The 15,038-nt window shown below is 72.2% G+C and carries 26 protein-coding genes; 2 read left to right on the top strand and 24 right to left on the bottom strand.

Translation table 11 applies throughout. The features are described 5' to 3' along the window. Positions 1-18: 18 nt before the first annotated feature. From ABD973_RS04520 to ABD973_RS04490, 7 genes are all read right to left on the bottom strand, one after another. Positions 19-795, bottom strand: a complete 777-nt coding sequence (locus ABD973_RS04520; protein ID WP_345498631.1) for a hypothetical protein — start codon at positions 793-795, stop codon at positions 19-21. After that, the gene (locus ABD973_RS04515; protein ID WP_345498629.1) at positions 792-1,112 is read right to left on the bottom strand and encodes a hypothetical protein; all 321 of its coding nucleotides are present in this window, start codon (positions 1,110-1,112) and stop codon (positions 792-794) included. The genes ABD973_RS04520 and ABD973_RS04515 overlap by 4 nt, the downstream gene beginning before the upstream one ends. Before the next feature lie 11 nt (positions 1,113-1,123). Beyond that, positions 1,124-1,282 (bottom strand): hypothetical protein, encoded by a 159-nt coding sequence (locus ABD973_RS04510; protein WP_345504858.1) that lies wholly within the window; start codon positions 1,280-1,282, stop codon positions 1,124-1,126. Continuing rightward, positions 1,279-2,127: a protein transporter Sec31 gene (locus ABD973_RS04505; protein ID WP_345498627.1), complete on the bottom strand. Its 849-nt coding sequence runs from the start codon at positions 2,125-2,127 to the stop codon at positions 1,279-1,281. The genes ABD973_RS04510 and ABD973_RS04505 overlap by 4 nt, the downstream gene beginning before the upstream one ends. 147 nt (positions 2,128-2,274) lie before the next feature. Next, positions 2,275-2,583 (bottom strand): hypothetical protein, encoded by a 309-nt coding sequence (locus ABD973_RS04500; protein WP_345498625.1) that lies wholly within the window; start codon positions 2,581-2,583, stop codon positions 2,275-2,277. Continuing rightward, the gene (locus ABD973_RS04495; RefSeq protein WP_345498623.1) at positions 2,580-2,972 is read right to left on the bottom strand and encodes a hypothetical protein; all 393 of its coding nucleotides are present in this window, start codon (positions 2,970-2,972) and stop codon (positions 2,580-2,582) included. The genes ABD973_RS04500 and ABD973_RS04495 overlap by 4 nt, the downstream gene beginning before the upstream one ends. Positions 2,973-3,076: 104 nt before the next feature. Then, entirely contained in the window at positions 3,077-3,595 is a 519-nt protein-coding gene (locus tag ABD973_RS04490; protein ID WP_345498621.1) for a hypothetical protein, read from the bottom strand. A 150-nt stretch (positions 3,596-3,745) separates the two neighbouring features. Here ABD973_RS04490 and ABD973_RS04485 point away from each other — a divergent pair, with 150 nt between their 5' ends. Beyond that, positions 3,746-4,048 carry a hypothetical protein gene (locus ABD973_RS04485; RefSeq protein ID WP_345498619.1) on the top strand — a complete coding sequence of 101 codons (303 nt, stop codon included), beginning with the start codon at positions 3,746-3,748 and terminating at the stop codon, positions 4,046-4,048. A 90-nt stretch (positions 4,049-4,138) separates the two neighbouring features. After that, positions 4,139-4,369 carry a hypothetical protein gene (locus tag ABD973_RS04480; protein WP_345498618.1) on the top strand — a complete coding sequence of 77 codons (231 nt, stop codon included), beginning with the start codon at positions 4,139-4,141 and terminating at the stop codon, positions 4,367-4,369. Between the two features lies 1 nt (position 4,370). On the opposite strand, the gene ABD973_RS04475 is transcribed toward ABD973_RS04480, so the two are convergent. The 17 genes from ABD973_RS04475 to ABD973_RS04395 all read right to left on the bottom strand — a co-directional run bounded on the left by ABD973_RS04475 (position 4,371) and on the right by ABD973_RS04395 (position 15,017). Next, positions 4,371-5,078 carry a hypothetical protein gene (locus ABD973_RS04475; protein ID WP_345498616.1) on the bottom strand — a complete coding sequence of 236 codons (708 nt, stop codon included), beginning with the start codon at positions 5,076-5,078 and terminating at the stop codon, positions 4,371-4,373. A 90-nt stretch (positions 5,079-5,168) separates the two neighbouring features. Continuing rightward, on the bottom strand, positions 5,169-5,441 hold the full coding sequence (locus ABD973_RS04470; RefSeq protein WP_345498614.1) for a hypothetical protein: 273 nt from the start codon (positions 5,439-5,441) through the stop codon (positions 5,169-5,171). Further along, the gene (locus tag ABD973_RS04465) at positions 5,438-5,839 is read right to left on the bottom strand and encodes a hypothetical protein (protein WP_345498612.1); all 402 of its coding nucleotides are present in this window, start codon (positions 5,837-5,839) and stop codon (positions 5,438-5,440) included. The genes ABD973_RS04470 and ABD973_RS04465 overlap by 4 nt, the downstream gene beginning before the upstream one ends. Then, a complete protein-coding gene (locus ABD973_RS04460; RefSeq protein WP_345498610.1) occupies positions 5,836-6,036 on the bottom strand; it encodes a hypothetical protein in 201 nt (66 codons plus the stop codon). Before ABD973_RS04460 ends, ABD973_RS04465 begins: the two co-directional genes overlap by 4 nt. Before the next feature lie 172 nt (positions 6,037-6,208). Continuing rightward, entirely contained in the window at positions 6,209-6,550 is a 342-nt protein-coding gene (locus ABD973_RS04455) for a hypothetical protein (RefSeq protein WP_345498608.1), read from the bottom strand. A gap of 42 nt (positions 6,551-6,592) precedes the next feature. Next, complete coding sequence (locus ABD973_RS04450) at positions 6,593-7,111, bottom strand: WhiB family transcriptional regulator (RefSeq protein WP_345498606.1); 519 nt, start codon at positions 7,109-7,111, stop codon at positions 6,593-6,595. Next, on the bottom strand, positions 7,108-7,545 hold the full coding sequence (locus tag ABD973_RS04445; RefSeq protein WP_345498604.1) for a RusA family crossover junction endodeoxyribonuclease: 438 nt from the start codon (positions 7,543-7,545) through the stop codon (positions 7,108-7,110). Before ABD973_RS04445 ends, ABD973_RS04450 begins: the two co-directional genes overlap by 4 nt. Further along, positions 7,542-7,868 (bottom strand): hypothetical protein, encoded by a 327-nt coding sequence (locus tag ABD973_RS04440; RefSeq protein ID WP_345498602.1) that lies wholly within the window; start codon positions 7,866-7,868, stop codon positions 7,542-7,544. The genes ABD973_RS04445 and ABD973_RS04440 overlap by 4 nt, the downstream gene beginning before the upstream one ends. A gap of 256 nt (positions 7,869-8,124) precedes the next feature. Next, complete coding sequence (locus ABD973_RS04435) at positions 8,125-10,647, bottom strand: phage/plasmid primase, P4 family (RefSeq protein ID WP_345498600.1); 2,523 nt, start codon at positions 10,645-10,647, stop codon at positions 8,125-8,127. A gap of 95 nt (positions 10,648-10,742) precedes the next feature. Next, entirely contained in the window at positions 10,743-11,123 is a 381-nt protein-coding gene (locus tag ABD973_RS04430) for a VVA0879 family protein (protein ID WP_345498598.1), read from the bottom strand. A 92-nt stretch (positions 11,124-11,215) separates the two neighbouring features. Next, positions 11,216-11,857 (bottom strand): hypothetical protein, encoded by a 642-nt coding sequence (locus ABD973_RS04425; protein WP_345498596.1) that lies wholly within the window; start codon positions 11,855-11,857, stop codon positions 11,216-11,218. 16 nt (positions 11,858-11,873) lie between these two features. After that, positions 11,874-12,680: a hypothetical protein gene (locus ABD973_RS04420; RefSeq protein ID WP_345498594.1), complete on the bottom strand. Its 807-nt coding sequence runs from the start codon at positions 12,678-12,680 to the stop codon at positions 11,874-11,876. Next, positions 12,677-13,336: a serine/threonine-protein kinase gene (locus ABD973_RS04415; RefSeq protein ID WP_345498592.1), complete on the bottom strand. Its 660-nt coding sequence runs from the start codon at positions 13,334-13,336 to the stop codon at positions 12,677-12,679. Before ABD973_RS04415 ends, ABD973_RS04420 begins: the two co-directional genes overlap by 4 nt. After that, the gene (locus ABD973_RS04410) at positions 13,333-13,641 is read right to left on the bottom strand and encodes a hypothetical protein (protein ID WP_345498590.1); all 309 of its coding nucleotides are present in this window, start codon (positions 13,639-13,641) and stop codon (positions 13,333-13,335) included. Before ABD973_RS04410 ends, ABD973_RS04415 begins: the two co-directional genes overlap by 4 nt. Beyond that, entirely contained in the window at positions 13,638-13,910 is a 273-nt protein-coding gene (locus ABD973_RS04405) for a hypothetical protein (RefSeq protein WP_345498588.1), read from the bottom strand. Before ABD973_RS04405 ends, ABD973_RS04410 begins: the two co-directional genes overlap by 4 nt. Continuing rightward, on the bottom strand, positions 13,903-14,571 hold the full coding sequence (locus ABD973_RS04400; RefSeq protein WP_345498586.1) for a hypothetical protein: 669 nt from the start codon (positions 14,569-14,571) through the stop codon (positions 13,903-13,905). Before ABD973_RS04400 ends, ABD973_RS04405 begins: the two co-directional genes overlap by 8 nt. Next, positions 14,568-15,017: a DUF6197 family protein gene (locus ABD973_RS04395; protein WP_345498585.1), complete on the bottom strand. Its 450-nt coding sequence runs from the start codon at positions 15,015-15,017 to the stop codon at positions 14,568-14,570. Before ABD973_RS04395 ends, ABD973_RS04400 begins: the two co-directional genes overlap by 4 nt. Positions 15,018-15,038: the final 21 nt, after the last annotated feature.

Below are 15,038 nucleotides of genomic sequence, written 5' to 3'. Positions count from 1 at the left end.
GGCGGCGGCCGCCCGGGGTTACGGGTGCACGGTCACGTGCGTGCGCGCCGGGTTCGTTGGGTCGTCGAGGAGCGTCATCCGGACCCCTTCCACGGTGCGGTCGTCGTCCGTAGGCGGGGCTGTAGTTGTAGCTGTAGCCGCCTCTGTAGGCGGTTCCTGACCTGCGATAACTACGGCTACGGCGGGGGCTTGAGAGGGGCTCGGAGAGGGGTCGGGGAGGTCCTCCAGGCGGACCCCGGTGGACACCCGTCGGCCGGGCTGACGGACGCTGTTGGTGATGGGGATTCCGGCGGCCTTGCAGGCGGCCCGGACGGCGGCCGTGTCCCAGGGGCGGCGGGTGGTCTTGGTGAGGTGCTGGGCGAGCATCTTGAGGTGGGCGCCGTGACCGCCCTGGGCGAGGTGCCGCACGGCGTCCGGGATGAGGCCGAGCGCCGGCTCGGCGGCGGCCGGTTCGGGGTGTTCCGCAGCGTCCTCGTCGGAGCCCTCCGACTCCTCGGCGTCGGCCGCCGGGTCCTGCTTCTGTGAGAGGGCGAGCGCGGCCACGATCCAGCCGATGGTGCCCGCGGTCACGGCGTACGTCGTGTAGTCGCTGGACACCAGCACGTAGGCCACTCCCCCAAGGGTGCCGAGCCGCTTCACAGGGGCTCGCTGGTCGCGTTGTGGCTTGGTGCCCTCGGGCGCGCCTTCGGGGAGGCTGCGGTACTTGGGTGCGGTGATCCAGGCGCTGATGTTGCGGCCGAGGAGGACGGATCCGTCGTAGAGGGGTCCCCCGAGGCCTCGGAGCCCGAGGTTCACCGGCCGAATCCCGTCTGGGTGATGCTGCTGCCCACCCCGTTGCCGGCCTGCTGAACGCTGGAGAACGCGCTGGCGACGAGGCCGCCACCGGTCCCGGCGAGGAGCATGACGGCGAGCGCGGTGTGGACGATCGCCTTCTTCTCGGCTTCCTTGTAGACGGCCGACTTCCACCGCACGACGATCATGGTGCAGAGGATGATCCCGACAATCAGCGCGCCGAGGGCGCCGCTGGGGACGTCCACGGCGGGCGCCATCTCGGGTGCGGCGATGGAGTGGCGGGCGGCGGTGTCGATCGCGGCGTGCAGGGTGCTGGTCATGGCGGTGCCTTTCAGAAGCCGAGGAGCTTGGTGATCGTGGTCAGGGACGCGGCGTAGATCGCCCACACGGCGAGGCGCTCGCGGGTGCGCTGCGGGGTGATCGTGCCGAGGGTGCGGAGGAGTAGCCAGGCGAGCAGGCCCCAGCCGGCCGCGTACACGGGGTCCATCACGCGGGCCTCCGGGCCATCCGGAGCGTCCGGAGGATGCTGTCCTCCTTGGCGTTGGCGTCGGCCACCTTCCGGACGTAGCGGATGACCGCGTTCGGCTCTGTGATGCCGCAGGAGACGGCCGTCCGGACGGCATCCGCCATGGTCATGGGCCCGGAGGCGGGGAGCTGTGAAGCACCCTCCGGAACCTCCGCACCGTCCTCCGGAGGCCCCGGATCCGTGTCCGGAGTCGTCCGGAGGGACGCCTCCTCGGCCTCGACCAGGCCCTCGGCACGGGCCAGCTCGCGGCGCAGGGGGATCATGCCGAGCCGAGATCCAAGCTCGGCGCGCTCGGCCTGGGCCCACTGCATCGCCTGCGGCGAGAGGCGCGGGGTGGTCTGCGCAAGGAGCACGGTCCAGAGCCCCTTGGCCATGCCGGAGACGACGGCACCGGTGATCCCGATGGGGAGCTGTTCCTCGGCGTAGCCGTGCATGGCGACGGCGGCCATGGCGACGCCGAGGGCGATGTGGCCGGCGGCGCGCGGGGCTTGGGCGCGCGGAGGGTCGTAGCGGGCGAGCCACTCCAGCGCCATGCAGCTGATCCACACGAGGTCGAAGGTGACGGCGGCGGCGTAGGCGGCGGGCGCGATGACGAGTAGGTCGAGGAGGGCTCCGATGCTGGCCGTTGACCAGACGACGGAGCCGGTGAGGATGAGGCAGGCGGCGCCGAGGACGCCGGTGCGGACGGTGTGGTCCCAGTCGCGGGGCGGGACGGGGAGGTGGATCTCGTAGGCCTCGTCGACGAGGTGGGTCTTGCCGTCGACGGTGTGGGGAACCTGTCGGGTGCGGGTCTCGGTGCGGGTGCGCACGGGGTGCTCCTGGGCGTGCGGGGCCGGGCGCGCGGGTGGTCAGCGCGGGCCCGGCCGGGTGTAGTGGGGCTCAGGCGAAGTGGCGGCCGATGAGGTACGCCAGGATGATCAGCGGCCAGACCATGGCGAGGACGTACAGGGCGCGCATCAGACGGCTTCGGCGGCGGCGCGGTCGAGGAGGAGGGCGTACTCGCCGCGGGTCTGTCCGGCCAGGACGACGGGGGCGCGGCGCAGGAACTGGGTGCGGGCCTCGTCGGCGAGGGCGCGGTCATCGCGGTACCGGTCGCTGGCCAGGCGGCGGGCGAGGTAGACGCGAACGGCCTCGTGCATGTCCTGGGTGGGCCGGTCGGCGCGGAGGTGGGCGGCGGCCTGGAGGAGCAGGGCGGTGCACGTGTTGGTGGGCTGGTCGCCTCGGGCGCGGCGGAGACCTTCCTCGGCCTGCTGCTGGGCAGTCATCGGGCACCGCCGAGGATGTACGCGAGCGCGACGACGGCCGGGGCGCCGGAGGTGCGGGCGATCTCGGCGAGGCGGTCGATGGGGCCGTCGACGGCGCTGATGATGGCGCGCATGGTCGTGGGCAGGTGCTCGTCGGCGGGGCGTACGGAGAGGCCGAGCATGCCGGCGACGGTGCGGCCGCCGCGCATCTCGTAGGCGTCGGCGCGGTTGGCCCAGTCGCCGTAGATCGGCTGGTCGTAGCCGACGGGCAGGCGCTGGTAGTCGACCTGGGCGAGGTACTCCCGGGCGGCGGCGGCGATGTAGCGGCGGCGGCCGGGGGTGGTGCCGGCGAGCGCGGTGAGGGCGTGGTCGAGCTGGCGTCGGGCCTGGTTGTGGCGGGTAAGGTCCATGGCGGACCGCTCCTTCGTGAGGTTGTGGGTGGTCCATGGCCCTGGCTGGAGCTGCGAACTCCGGCCAGGGCCGCCGTGCTGGCAGGGCAGGGCGTTCGAGCCGGTCAGCGGGTGAGGTTGCGTGCCTTGGCCGACCGCTCACAGCCCTTGCAGGGCGGGAGGTCGACGATCATCCATCCGGCGGGGCGCTCCACCGTGCCGTCTTCCGTGACGTACTCCTCCGGAAGCGAGACGCCGTGGCCGCACAGCGTGCGGGTGTTGCCGGTGTCCGGCTTGATGATGTGGCGCGTTGTCGCCGAGAACGTGCGGGCGTAGAAGGGCCGGGCGACCGGGACCGGAGCGGGGTAGAGCGCCCTCACTGCGGCCTCCGCCTCGGCGATGGTGGGGAAGAACCCGACGATGCCGTTCCGGGTGCCTGCCTTCGACGACCAGGCGGCGAACCGGCCGCGGGGCATGTCGCCCTCGTCGAAGATGACGCCGGCGTACTCGCGGTTCCGCCAGACGATGAGGCGGGATGCGTCGAACTCGTCGGGGGTGGTGACGAACTGGCCCGGCGCGGCGGTGAGGACGGTCGCGGGGATCGGTTCGGTCTCGTCGTCGGTCTGGGTGGTGATGGTGGTCACGGGATCCTCCGACGTCATGGATACGCTCGGGCGGTTGGAGATCACGGTGGGTGGCCTCGCACAACCAATGTAGACCCTAGGGTCTAGGCATTGCAAGACCCTAGGGTCTATTCTGTTGTGCAAGCCGCTCCCGAAGGGAAGGGAGTACGGATGACGGACCAGCCCAAGGAGGTGCAGCGCCTGGTGGAAGCCATCAAGGCCCTGGAGGCCATCGAGGACGACGCCGAGGCGGCACGCGCGGCCACGGCCGTACTGGACGCGTGGCCCGACTACCACGCGCAGATCCGGGAGTTCCGTCAGCAGCGGGTCCTGGCGTTGAAGGCGCAGGGGAAGACGTGGGCGCAGATCGCCGACGAGGCCCTCGGCGGTGTCCACCCGACCCGGGCGCAGCAGATCGCCACGGGGAAGCGCGGCACGAAGCGGCCTAAGGCTGACGAGCCGGCCCCCGAGTAGCCGCGCGCGACGGAGCCCCCGGTTCCTGGCGGATCGGGGGCTCCGTGCTGTCCGAATGCGTCCGCCCGCGTCCGGGCGCAAGCTGGTGGGATGCCGGACGAGACACAGATCGTGGTGCATCCGGTGTCGCCGAGTGGCGGCCGGAAGGTGACCGCGCACGCGCTCGGTGTGGATGCGGATCTCGGCAGGGCGTTCATGCCTGCGGACGTGGTCGAGTTTCTGCGCCGGGCCGGCCTGGAGGACGTCGATCTGTCCGAGGCCGGACCGATCGAGTGGCGCGGCGGCGGCCCCGAGGTTTGGACCCCGGAGCCGCCCGCCTGACCTACGCCGCGATGGGCTCGGGCAGGGTCCAGCCGCGGGCGCAGTCCTCGCAGCGCGCGGTCGGCGTGCGGCCGGCGCCGGTGGTGACGACGATCCGCCCGGAGCACAGCGGGCACGGCCGGGCCGCGGGGACTGCGCGGGTGGCGAGGTCGAGGGCCTGCTCGATGCGGGCCGCGCACCCGGCGGCGACCTGCTCGACGAGCAGGTGCTGTGCGGCGGTGAGCGTCCAGAACGGCCCCTCCTCGCCGGTCACCCTCGCGTACAGCCACCCGGCCGCGTACTCGGCGGTGCGGAGGCCGACGTACCGCCAGCGCTGCGGGTCGGCCTGCTCATCGTCGGCGCAGGCGTTGCGCAACGCCCGGTCGGCGGGGGTCCAGCCGCGGGCCGCCCAGTCCTCGGGGGCGTGGCTGATCGCGGGCCGGGTGATCTGCGGGGCGAGGGTGTCGGCGAGGTGGACGAGGGTGGTCTCGACGAGGCGTGCGGTGTCGAGGATCCGCAGCGACACGGGGGCGGGGGTCTCGCCGATCTGCTGCGGGTCCCGCTCCAGGGCGCGGAGGGCGGCGGCTTCCTCGCGGTCGACCTGGTCGAGGACGGCGAACAGGTCGGACCTGCTCGCGAGCCAGTTGGTGCCGCGCTGGTCGAGGGCCTCGTCGAGGTGGGGCCAGAGAGCGGCGATGCGGATGAGGTGCTGGGCGGTGGTGGTGGTCATCGGTGCTCCCGTGGCTGGGCGGGGTACGGTGGGAATCACCTGTGGGGCGCGTCGGTCTGGGGAGACAAGCGGCGCGCCCCTTCCGGTTGTTCAGGCGGGGAAGCGATCCGGGGCCGGCACAAGGAGCGGCACCTCGCGGGTCTCGCGCCACGGGTTCGGGGGCGGCGGGCTGATCACGCGCTGGCCGTTGGGGAGGCGCTCGGCCAGGATCCCGCCGCTGGGTAGGTCGCGGATGACGACCTCGTAGCGGATGACGCCGGCGGCTTGGTCCTCGATGATCCGGCCGTCGAGGGGGATGTCCGTGAAGTCGATGCCGTTCGCGGTGAGCCAGTTGCAGATGGCTTCGCGGCGCTCGGGGCTCATGGGCGGGGCTCCTTGGGCTCGGTGAGGGCGGCGCGGATCTGGTCGAGTGCCCAGCGGGCGCCGGTGGAGAAGGTGTCCGCGCGGATCTCGTCGCGGTCGACGGTGGGCAGCGCGGCCATTCGGTCGAGCTCGGCGCGGACGCGGACGAGCGCAGCCTCGGTCTGTTTGGCGCGCTGCTCGGCGTCATACGCGCGCATGTCGGCCTGCCCTGTGGACTTGAGGCCGTTGTGGAAGTACCGGTCGGCCTCGCCGCGGGCGTCCCGTAGCTCGGCGTACAGCTGGTCGAGTTCGTCGCCGGTGATCGTGTCGGCCGTGTGTCTGCCGCTGGCGGGGCGCTGGTCGCGTGCGTCGGCGGCCCGTTGCGCGGCGCCGATCGGGCCGGACGGGTAGTCGGTCACCGGGGGCTCCCGTCGGCGGTTGCGCGGATGGCGTCGGCCACGGCGAGAAGGCTGGAAGCGATGGCCAAGTTCGATCGGGCGATGAGGATTCCGGCGGTGAGGTCGCCCGGGGTGGGGCACTTGGTGATGGTGTTGATGGCCTTGTTGACGTCGTTGATCTCGGCGAGGGTGTGCTCGTAGGGCAAGCGTGTGTTCATCGGCGGTGCCTCCGGTGGTTGTTGTGGCGGCCCCAGCTGGCCGCGTGCGGGGCTTGTACAGGTCTGGGCGGGGTCTGGGTGTTGCGGCGGATGGCGCGGCCGAGGAAGAGCCCCACTGCGGTGCCGAGAAGCAGCCACACGGTGAGGCTGAGACCGGCCCACGCCCAGCCGCTCACCGGTCGGCCTCGGCGTTGTCGGCGCGGTGCTCGTCGCAGTAGGTGCGGGGCGCCATCGGGGACGCGGGCAGGCACTGGCAGTCGGCCGGCGCCGCAGCCGTGGCCTCCTCCCGTGACGCCTCGGCGATCACCCGCAACCGCGCGATCAGCGTGTCCAGGTCGGTCAGCGGCAGCGAGGACCCGTTCGGGTCGGTGCGGAAGTACAGGCCGGGCGTGCCGTCGTCGAAGAGGGCGGTGCTGATGAGGAGCCGGTCCCCGTCGACGTCGGTGTGCGTGAACCGGCTGGGATGCGGGACGGCGCCGGTGCGGATCATGACGATGCGGATGTCGGTGGTCATGAGGGCGTGTCTCCTTGGGCGTGCGGGGGCGGGGGAACGGGATCAGGCGGCGTTGCGGGCGCGTTGTGCTGCGCGCCGTTCGGCGAGGCGGCGGGCGTTCGCGGCGCGGCAGAGCAGGCAGGGCTGTTCGCCGAGGGCGACGTGTGCGTGGTAGCCGCTCATCGAGCCGCCGTGCTCCGCGTGCTCGCGGGCCAGCCGGGCCCGGCGCCCCTGCTCGACCTGGGCGGCGCGCTTGGCCAGGCACGACTCGCAGGACTCACCGCGGCGCCGGTGCTGCTCGTACGAGGTCGGGCTGGCGCAGTCCACGGGCACCTTGCTGCTGCGCTTCGGCTGGGCCGGCGCGGCGCCGGGGCGGAGTGCTCGCGCGGTGAGGCCGCCCCACACGCCGTGCGCGGGCCGGGTGGCGAGCGCGTACTCGCGGCAAGCCTGCAGCACCGGGCAGCTGCGGCACTCGCGCACGGCCGCGTTGCGGTCCTTCGCGCTCTTGGAGAACCAACGCTCAGGGTTGGTGGCGCACGGCCGGGTCGCGGCGCTGCTCATCCATTCAGTGGTGGGGATCATGATGCGGTCCTCCACTGGAACGCGGCGAACGTGACCGCGTCGAGCTCGGTGAGGTGCAGGCTGATGCGGCCGCCCTTGACCACGGGGCCGATGCGCATGTCGGGGCCGACGACGTGGGCGTGGTCGTCGTCCTCCAGGACGCCCGCGTCGACGAGCCCGTCCACGGCCGCCTTGAAGCTCGGGTACCAGTTCGCCGGGTCGGCGCGGCGCCGGGACGGAGGGTTGAGCACTCCGAGGATGTACGCCCGCTGGAGCACGGGCCCGGTGCCCGCCGCAGCGAGCGCGGCCCGCATGTCCGGGTTCTCGGAGCAGGCTTCCATCGCGGCGGCCCGGATGGCCGCGGTGAGCTTGGCCTTGACCGTGTGGTGGGGGCGCTGGTTGCTGTTGAGGAGGGGCAGGCCCGGGGGCAGGGCGATGGTGAAGTGGCGGGTCACAGCAGGGCCTCCTGTACGGGGTGGGGCGGGCAGCGGTGGTCACGCAGTACGGGGTGCGCGTGGTGGGGCACGGTGAGGGGGTCGCGCCAGACGATTCGGCGGACGCCGAGGGCGGTGACGAGGAGCCGCCAGGTGAGCCGGCCTTCGACGCGGGCCTGGATTTCGGCCGCGAGGTCGATGGGGTTCGGGTCGGCGGTCACGTGGAGGGCTGCGGTGCGGCCGGCCCACGCGGTGAGGATCAAAGCGTTGCAGCGGGGGCAGGTCCGTTCGATCGCGTGGTCGGCGCTGGCGGCGATCTTCTGGGCGATGCCGGGATTCGTCATCGGGCACCGCCGGAGGGCAGTGCCGTTGCAGTGCCGTTGACGGCACTGCCGTTTTCGCAGGTCACGTGGGGTGGCAGTGCCATCAGTGCCGTTGGGGCCAGTTTCTGAGCATTACCGCTCTTGCGTGCGCACGGGGCTGGAATACGGATTTCAACGGCACTGACGGCACTGCAAGCCTGTGACCTGCGGTGATGGCCGATTTCAATGGCACTTTCAACGGCACTGCAACGGCACTGCAACGGCACTGTTTTCGTGATCACTTGTCGTCCCACCGATCTTCGGCAGGTGCTTGCAGGGCCACGTTGAGGTAGGAGTAGACGTTGTTCGACGACTTGCGGACGATCTGAAAGCGGTCTTTCAGCTCTCGGCCGAGCTGTCGCGAGGGCAGCGGATCCTCGCCCTCGGCGCGGCACCAGCGTTCGTACGCGGTGCGGAACACCTCGGTGACGGTGCGGACCTGGGCGCCGCCGCCGACGTGGCAGGCCTCGTCGAGGAACCGGGCGAGCGCGTCCTCCTCGGCCGCGTACTGCGCGGTGGCCGCGGTGACGGAGGCCGGGTCGCGGAGCCCGTCGCGGAACACGTCGACCGCCCCGGCGATGATCCAGGCGAGGATGCCCGGGGCTTCCTCGGAGATGAGGAGCAGGTCGAGGTCCTCGATGACTTCCTCGGGGGTGCGGGTGAACGGCATGAGGCGAAGGCGCCGCCAGAAGCTCTTGCCGCCCGCGCTGACGCGGGGCTGGTGGTTGCCCATCAGGAACAGCTTGTGGGTGGGCTCGAACGTGAAATGATCTTGGCGCATGAACCGTGCGGTGAGGCCGTCGCCGCCGGTGAGCTCCTTCACCTTGGCCTCGTCGAACTTCGCCTCCTGGTTGACCTCGGACGCGATGACGAGGCGTAGCCCGTGGAGCCGGGCGATCTCCGTTTCGTGGCGCTGGGCTCCGGCCATGAGGAACGCGTTCGGCGCGGTCGCCGCGTAGTCGCCGAGGACGTTGCGGAGCACGTTGAGGAACACACCCTTGCCGTTGCCGCCGGGCCCGTGGAGGAACGGGAGGATGTGCCAGCGGACCGAGCCGGACGCCGCGTAGCCGGCCATCCGCTGGACGTAGCCGCGGAGTTCCTGGTCGTCGCCGAAGGTCTGCGCGAGGAACCGCTCCCACCGTGGGGTGGGCAGGTTCTCGTCCGGGGCGACGCGGGTGGCGCGGGTGTGCATCTCGTCTGGGTCCGGCGGGGACAGCTTGCCGGTGGTGAGGTCGACTGCGCCGGCTGGCGTGTTGAGGAGCATGCGGTGCGCGTCGAGCTCGCCCGCGTGGACGACGATGCGCGGGTCGGTCTGCGCCATCGTCACCATGGCCGAGATCCCCGCGGTGGACAGGGACCGCATGCGGTGCTTGGCCTCGCCCTCGCCGTTGGGGAGGTCGCGGGCGATCGCGCGGGCCATCTCGCGGACGGTCCCTGCTTCGTCCCAGGCCCAGCGGTGGCCGTCCCAGCGGAGCCAGCGGCCGCGCTGCGGCACGTAGCGGAGTTCCTGCTCGTGGAGGTCGACGAGGCGGAGCGCGTTCCCGTCGTCCGTACGGGAGTAGGTCTCGACTGCGGCTCCGGTGGCTGCCGGGTGCTGGAGGACCAGGGCCGCGGTCCCGTCCACCGGCGTGGCCTGCGGGGGCACGGATGCGAGGTGCCGGACCGGCTCGGGCGCGGGCGCGCCGTAGCCGAGTCGGCGCAGCTCGCGCGCGGCCGCGCTGTGGTCTCCACCGTGGTTGAGGAGGGCGAAGGCTCCGAACTTGGTGTAGGGGCGCTCGGCGATGAACTCGGTGCTCGTGGTGAACACGTACAGCCGGTCGCGTTCCTGCCGGCGGCCGGTCGTGGCGGAGGGCTCGCGGCCGTCCTTGCCCGGGCGCTGCCAGTACGAGGTGCCGCCGGAGACGAACATCAGCCGCCAGCCGTGCGGGGTGAGGATGTCTGCCCAGGGGGTGCGCTGCTCGTAGTCGTCGCCCGGGGTGAGCCCGTCGCGGGCCAGGCTGGCGCCGGTGCCGAAGAGGAACGCGGCCGCCTCGTCGAGGGGCTGCTGACCTGCGTTGCTGTGGGCCGCTTCTACTTTTTCAAGGTCATCGGAGGGGACCGTGTCGAGCATCCGGCACACCGCGTGCAGGGCCTGGTGCTCGGCGGCCGTGATCGTCGGCATGGTGGCCGGGCCGCCAGCGAGGAGTTCGTACGGGCGGCCGGTCGCGTGCACGGATCCGTGCGACGGTGCGGTGACGACGAAGCCACCCTCGCCGCGGGTCTCGATCAGGCCGCGCGGGATCTTCTTGCCCGGGTACTTCGCGATCAGGTCGCGTTCCTTCGCGGTCAGCTCGTCCTCACGGGCCAGCCTGCTGGCGAGCTTGGTGTTCCCGGGGGCGCCGTCGGCCACGCGGTAGTGGAGGTGGAGGCCGCCGGAGGGGCTGCGCTCCAGCCATCCGGTGGCGATGCGCTGCCACAGCTCGGTCATGCCGGACCCGGCGAGGATCTCGACGAGCTGCTCGAGGACGCCCTCCTCGACGGCGCGGCCCTCCAGCTCCAGCATCTCCAGGCCGCCGGAGATGGCGCCGGTGATGATGCCTACTCCGGCGTGGCCGCTGGAGAACCAGCGGTAGACCTGCTCTTCGGTGGCGCGCTCAGTCTGGTAGGGCTTCCACCTGCCGAGCGGATGCTTCGAGCCGTCGGTCCGGACGGCGACAACCGAGCAGCCGGCCGCGTGCAGCGCGAGCGCCGCGGCGAGCATGTCGGGTGTGGTGTCGCTCAAGGTCGGCTCCTCGTCGTGCTGTGCGGTGGGTGGTTCGTAGTGCCCCGGGCGGGAGTCGATCCCGCGGCATCGCGCCGGGACCGGGGCGGTGTGGGTCAGGTGGTGGGCGTGGCCAGGGGGAAGCCCCAGATGCTGCGGCCGTCGGGAAGCGTGATCTCCCAGGGGCCGCGGAACAGCCCGTAGGCGGTCCAGGTGCAGCCGCGGCCGGCCCATTCCTCGTCGGAGGAGGCGGCGAGCGCGCCGAGGGTGCGGCCGATGCACTCCTGGCCGACGATGCTGTACGCCTCGACGGGGTTGCCGTTGCGTTCGCGGGCGTGCTCGGTCAGCGCCTTCTCGAAGTCCCAGCCGTTGGCGATGTCCCCACAGCTGGGGCATCGGAAGGCCCAGAGCGCCGGGTCGTCGCCGAACAGGGCCTTGGCTTCGGCGACGAGCTCGGCCTGTGTGAGCTTGCGGTGCGTGTTCGCGGTGAGGGTCATGTCCTGCTCCTGGTGTGGTGTGAGGGCTGGTCCGTCCGGGGCTGCGGAGCTTGGGTGTCGCGCAGCCCCGGACGGCGATCAGTGGGTTCGGGTTAGAACGGCGGGGGTGCGGCCGCGGCCTGGGCCTGCTGCTGTGCCTGGAGCGCGGCCACGGCCGGGTTGGCGTACTGCGGTGCAGGCGCGGCCTGCGCGGGCGCCGGGGCGTACTGCTGCTGGACCGGCGGCGCGTACTGCTGCGGCGCGGGGACGGAGGGCTGCATCCCCGGGTCCGGGGCGTGCAGCGCAGCCGTGGCGGCCGGAATGTACGTCGCGCTGTACTGCTTGAGCGGGTTGAAGCCGCGCTGCTTCGGGGGCAGCTCGTGGGTGAACGTGATGGAGAGGGTGCCGCCGACTTCCAGGCCCCGGCCGCCGGCCGCGCGGACCGCGTCGGCCACTGCGGCCTTCATCTGGTTCTTGATGAAGATCCGCCGCTGGCCGTCGTCCTCCTCCAGCTGGGGATCCCGGCTGTCGGTCTGAACGGTCACGACGAGCTGCATCGCGGGATTCCCGTCGGGCCAGAACTTGTTCTCGCCCGTCTTCATGTCGCGCTGCTGCTGCACCGTGGGGCGTTCGGTGATGCGGCCGGACACGGTGGTGCCGACGGTGAGGAAGCTGGCGGACGGGGCGCCGCCACCGCCGAACAGGAAGTCGTCGGCGGACGGCGGCGCCTGGTGGGACTGCTGGGGTGTCGTCACTGAATGCTCCTGGGTTTCAGGCGATGAGCGCTTCGAGCGAGGCGCCCGCGTTCGGGTTGGGGGCTCCGGGGCAGCCGGCTGCGAGGTCGGTGCTGCCGGGCAGCAGCCAGGGGCAGAACCGGCAGCTGGGCTTCTCGGGGATGGGGACCATCCGCCAGTTCTCGGGGTGGATGTCGAGTTCCAGGCCGGCTGCGGTGTCGCGGATGCGGTCGAGGCGGGCGAGCGCGGCCTCGGCGACGCTGCGGTCGTACGGTTCGGACCACACGTGGACCATCAGCTCGTGGTGTCGGCCGATGAACGTGACCGCGACCCGGGCGGGCCGGTGTCCGGCGTTCTCCTGGCCGAGGCCGTACAGGTGTGCCTGGACCCTGTACTTCTCCCCGGGGCCGCCCGTCCGGTACTTGTCGTGGCTGCTCTTGCCGACGAGCTTCCAGTCGTTGTTCAGCAGCGCGAGCCGGTCGAACAGGTCCGAGCTTCCGGTCAACGTGCTGGCCTCGGTCGGCCCCTGCCGCACGGTGACCCGCTCCTCGATGCGGTACCGGGGCTTTCCGTCGGGCATCGGCACTTGCCGGGCCTCGAATTTCTCGGCCATCCACATGTGGAATCCGGTGCCGATGATCGCGGCGATCGGGTCCCGGGAGGTGTTGGTCTCGGGCCAGTCGAGGATCTTGTACGTGAGCTGCCGCTCGCACGGCTCGCCGACCTCGGACGGGCCGATGCGCCGCTGACGCGACCGCGCCGAGTTCTTGTCCGCGTCGATGATGAACTGCTTGATGCGCTCGGCCAGCGCCTGCCCGTACTCGTCGTTTCCGGTCGCGGTCACGCGGCCACCTCCCGGCGGATCGCGGCCCGCGCTGCGGCGTCGCACCGCGTGTCCGGGTCGTCCATCGTTTCCTCGTCCCACGCGGCCGGCGGAGGCCACGACTCGGCGACGGCCGCAGCGCGGGCCCGGCTGTACTGGTGCCGGTTAACCCCGTGAGCCCGCGGGTCCTGGCTGGAGAGGTCCGAGTACAGCCCGCGCACCGCTCGTGCCATGCGCGCGGTGACGCGCTCGGCGCGCAGCATCTTGCCGAGGTGCGTTTCGGTGGTGCCGAGTCGGTTCGCGAGCCAGACCTGGGGCCAGCCCCAGGCGACGAGGCCCTGCAGCCGGCGCCGGGTTCCGGTCGCGTCGATGACGGTTGCTGCAGCGAGATCGTCCAGGCTGGGCTGTACGCGGAGCACAGCCTCGGCGAGGGCCGGACGGATACGCTTGCGCGGGCCCTGGCCGCGGCTGGGAAGGCCGTTGAGGATCTCGCGGACCCGGCCGTGTTCAACCCCAGCGAGCCGCGCGATCTGCGCGATCCCGATTCCCTGGGCCTGCAAGGCGCGGATGTGAGCGCGAACGGGCTCGGCGTCCTGGTAGCGCCTGGCCGAGTAGCTGCAGATGTGGCAGCGGCATCCGCGCTGGTAGCCCGCCCAGCTGTGGCGTCGCGGCGTCACTTCGTGGCCTCCGCCCGGGGCCGTGGCTTGTCGGTGCGGCGCTGCTGCCAGTTCGACCCCGCGTCGACCGCGGGGGAGTCCGTGCCGAGCGCGTGGTCGAGCTGGGCCTCCAGGTGCCGGATACGGCGGGCCTGTTCGCGGTGCAGCGACCGCAGGTTCGCGGACTCGGCCCGGTAGGTGGCGCACGCGACGAGGAGTCGCCGCCGGCGGGTGTCGATGGACTGGGCGTGCTGGTACGCGTGGGCGTAGGCCTCGGCGCGCGCGGCAAGCCGTGCGAGGCGGGTCCGCCGGATGATCGTGATCACTTGGTGCCTCCGTAGGAGTTCACGGTGTAGAAGCGGCGGCCCGGGTTCTCGTCGTGAAGGACGAGCAGGCGCTGACGGTGGAGCTCGGCGAGGTCCCCGCGGGCGGGACGCCGCCACTCCCCAGGCCCGAAGTGCGCGGCGTACAGGTGCTGCACCCGGCGCGTCGTCCACTCCCCGAACCACTCCGTCGAGGTCTTGCGGAGCAGGGACAGACGGCGCTCCGGTGCGGGTCCGGTGGCGGGCGGCGGCTCGGTCACGCGGTCAGCCACGGGGCACCTCCGGCAGCTCACGGCCGACGCGGTAGGTGTGGTGCAGCGGGGAGTCGTGCGGGTCCTCCAGCGGCCGGGGCACGGCGCCGCGGCCGAGCTTGTCGGCCATGCGCCACACGGCTTCGGACTTGGCCCGGGCGTCGCGGTTGGAGGAGCCGTACTCGCGGGACTTCTTCCCGAGCCACGCGACGATCTGGGCGTCGCGCTCGGCGACGAGGTCGGTGCTCGCGGCCTCCAGTTCGGCCACTCGGTCCCGCAGCCGGGCCAGCTCGTCAGCCTCGGCCCGCATCGACTCCCACAGGCCGATCACGGCCCGCATGCCGACTTCGACCGCACCCGACCGCCACTCATCGACCCAGTGCCCGTTCGCGCAGGCGGCGGGCCAGGAGTCGCAGGCGCAGAGGTCGTCGTGGTTCGCGTCGGCCCAGACGGCGTTCGCGGCGTTCGCCAGCGCCTCGACCTGCTCGTCCGAGAGGTCCGCGGGCTGGGCGTCCGCCAGCAGACGGAGCCGGTCCAGCTCCTGGGCGCCGCCCTCGGGGACGAGCATCCCCAGACCCATCAGCGTGTCCACGGCCGCCGAGGCCAGCTCCTCCGGGCTCGTCGACCACGTCCGCCACAGGATCGACCGGACGTGCGCCAGGAACATCTCGCGGGCGCTCACGCTGCACGCTCCGCCGGGCTCGTTGCCACCCGCTCCAGCAGCGCGACCGCGTCGTCCGTCGTCCGGCCGGGCTCGTCGTTCCACGCGTCGACGTGCGCCTCCAGGCTGAAGATGTCGCCGTAGAACGGGCCGTCGCCGATCGCCAGCGCCAAGACGCCGACCGTGACGTCCGCGAGCTGGGAGCTGCGGTGCGGGTTCCCGCTGACGACGCAGCGGATCGCGGCGACGATCGACATCGGGCGCAGGCAGTGCGGGATGCACATTTCGCGGTCGATCGCGTCCGGGACGTAGCCGCCCTGCCACAGGCCGCGCTCCTGGAGGAGTCGGGCGGCCGCGCGGAGGGTGCCCTCGACCGTGGTCGGCGCGTTGGGCCGGACCGGGAGGGCGACAAGGACCGTACGGCGGGAGCTGTGCGGCAGGCTGCTCGGGCTAGGCTTCGGGTTCACGGTGTACCTCTCGTTCTGGTG

It is taken from the genome of Streptomyces racemochromogenes (genome assembly GCF_039535215.1).
In the GTDB taxonomy this organism is placed as follows: Bacteria; Actinomycetota; Actinomycetes; order Streptomycetales; family Streptomycetaceae; genus Streptomyces; species Streptomyces racemochromogenes.
Note: the sequence above shows the minus strand (reverse complement) of the source record. Positions and strands in the feature narration are given on the sequence as shown.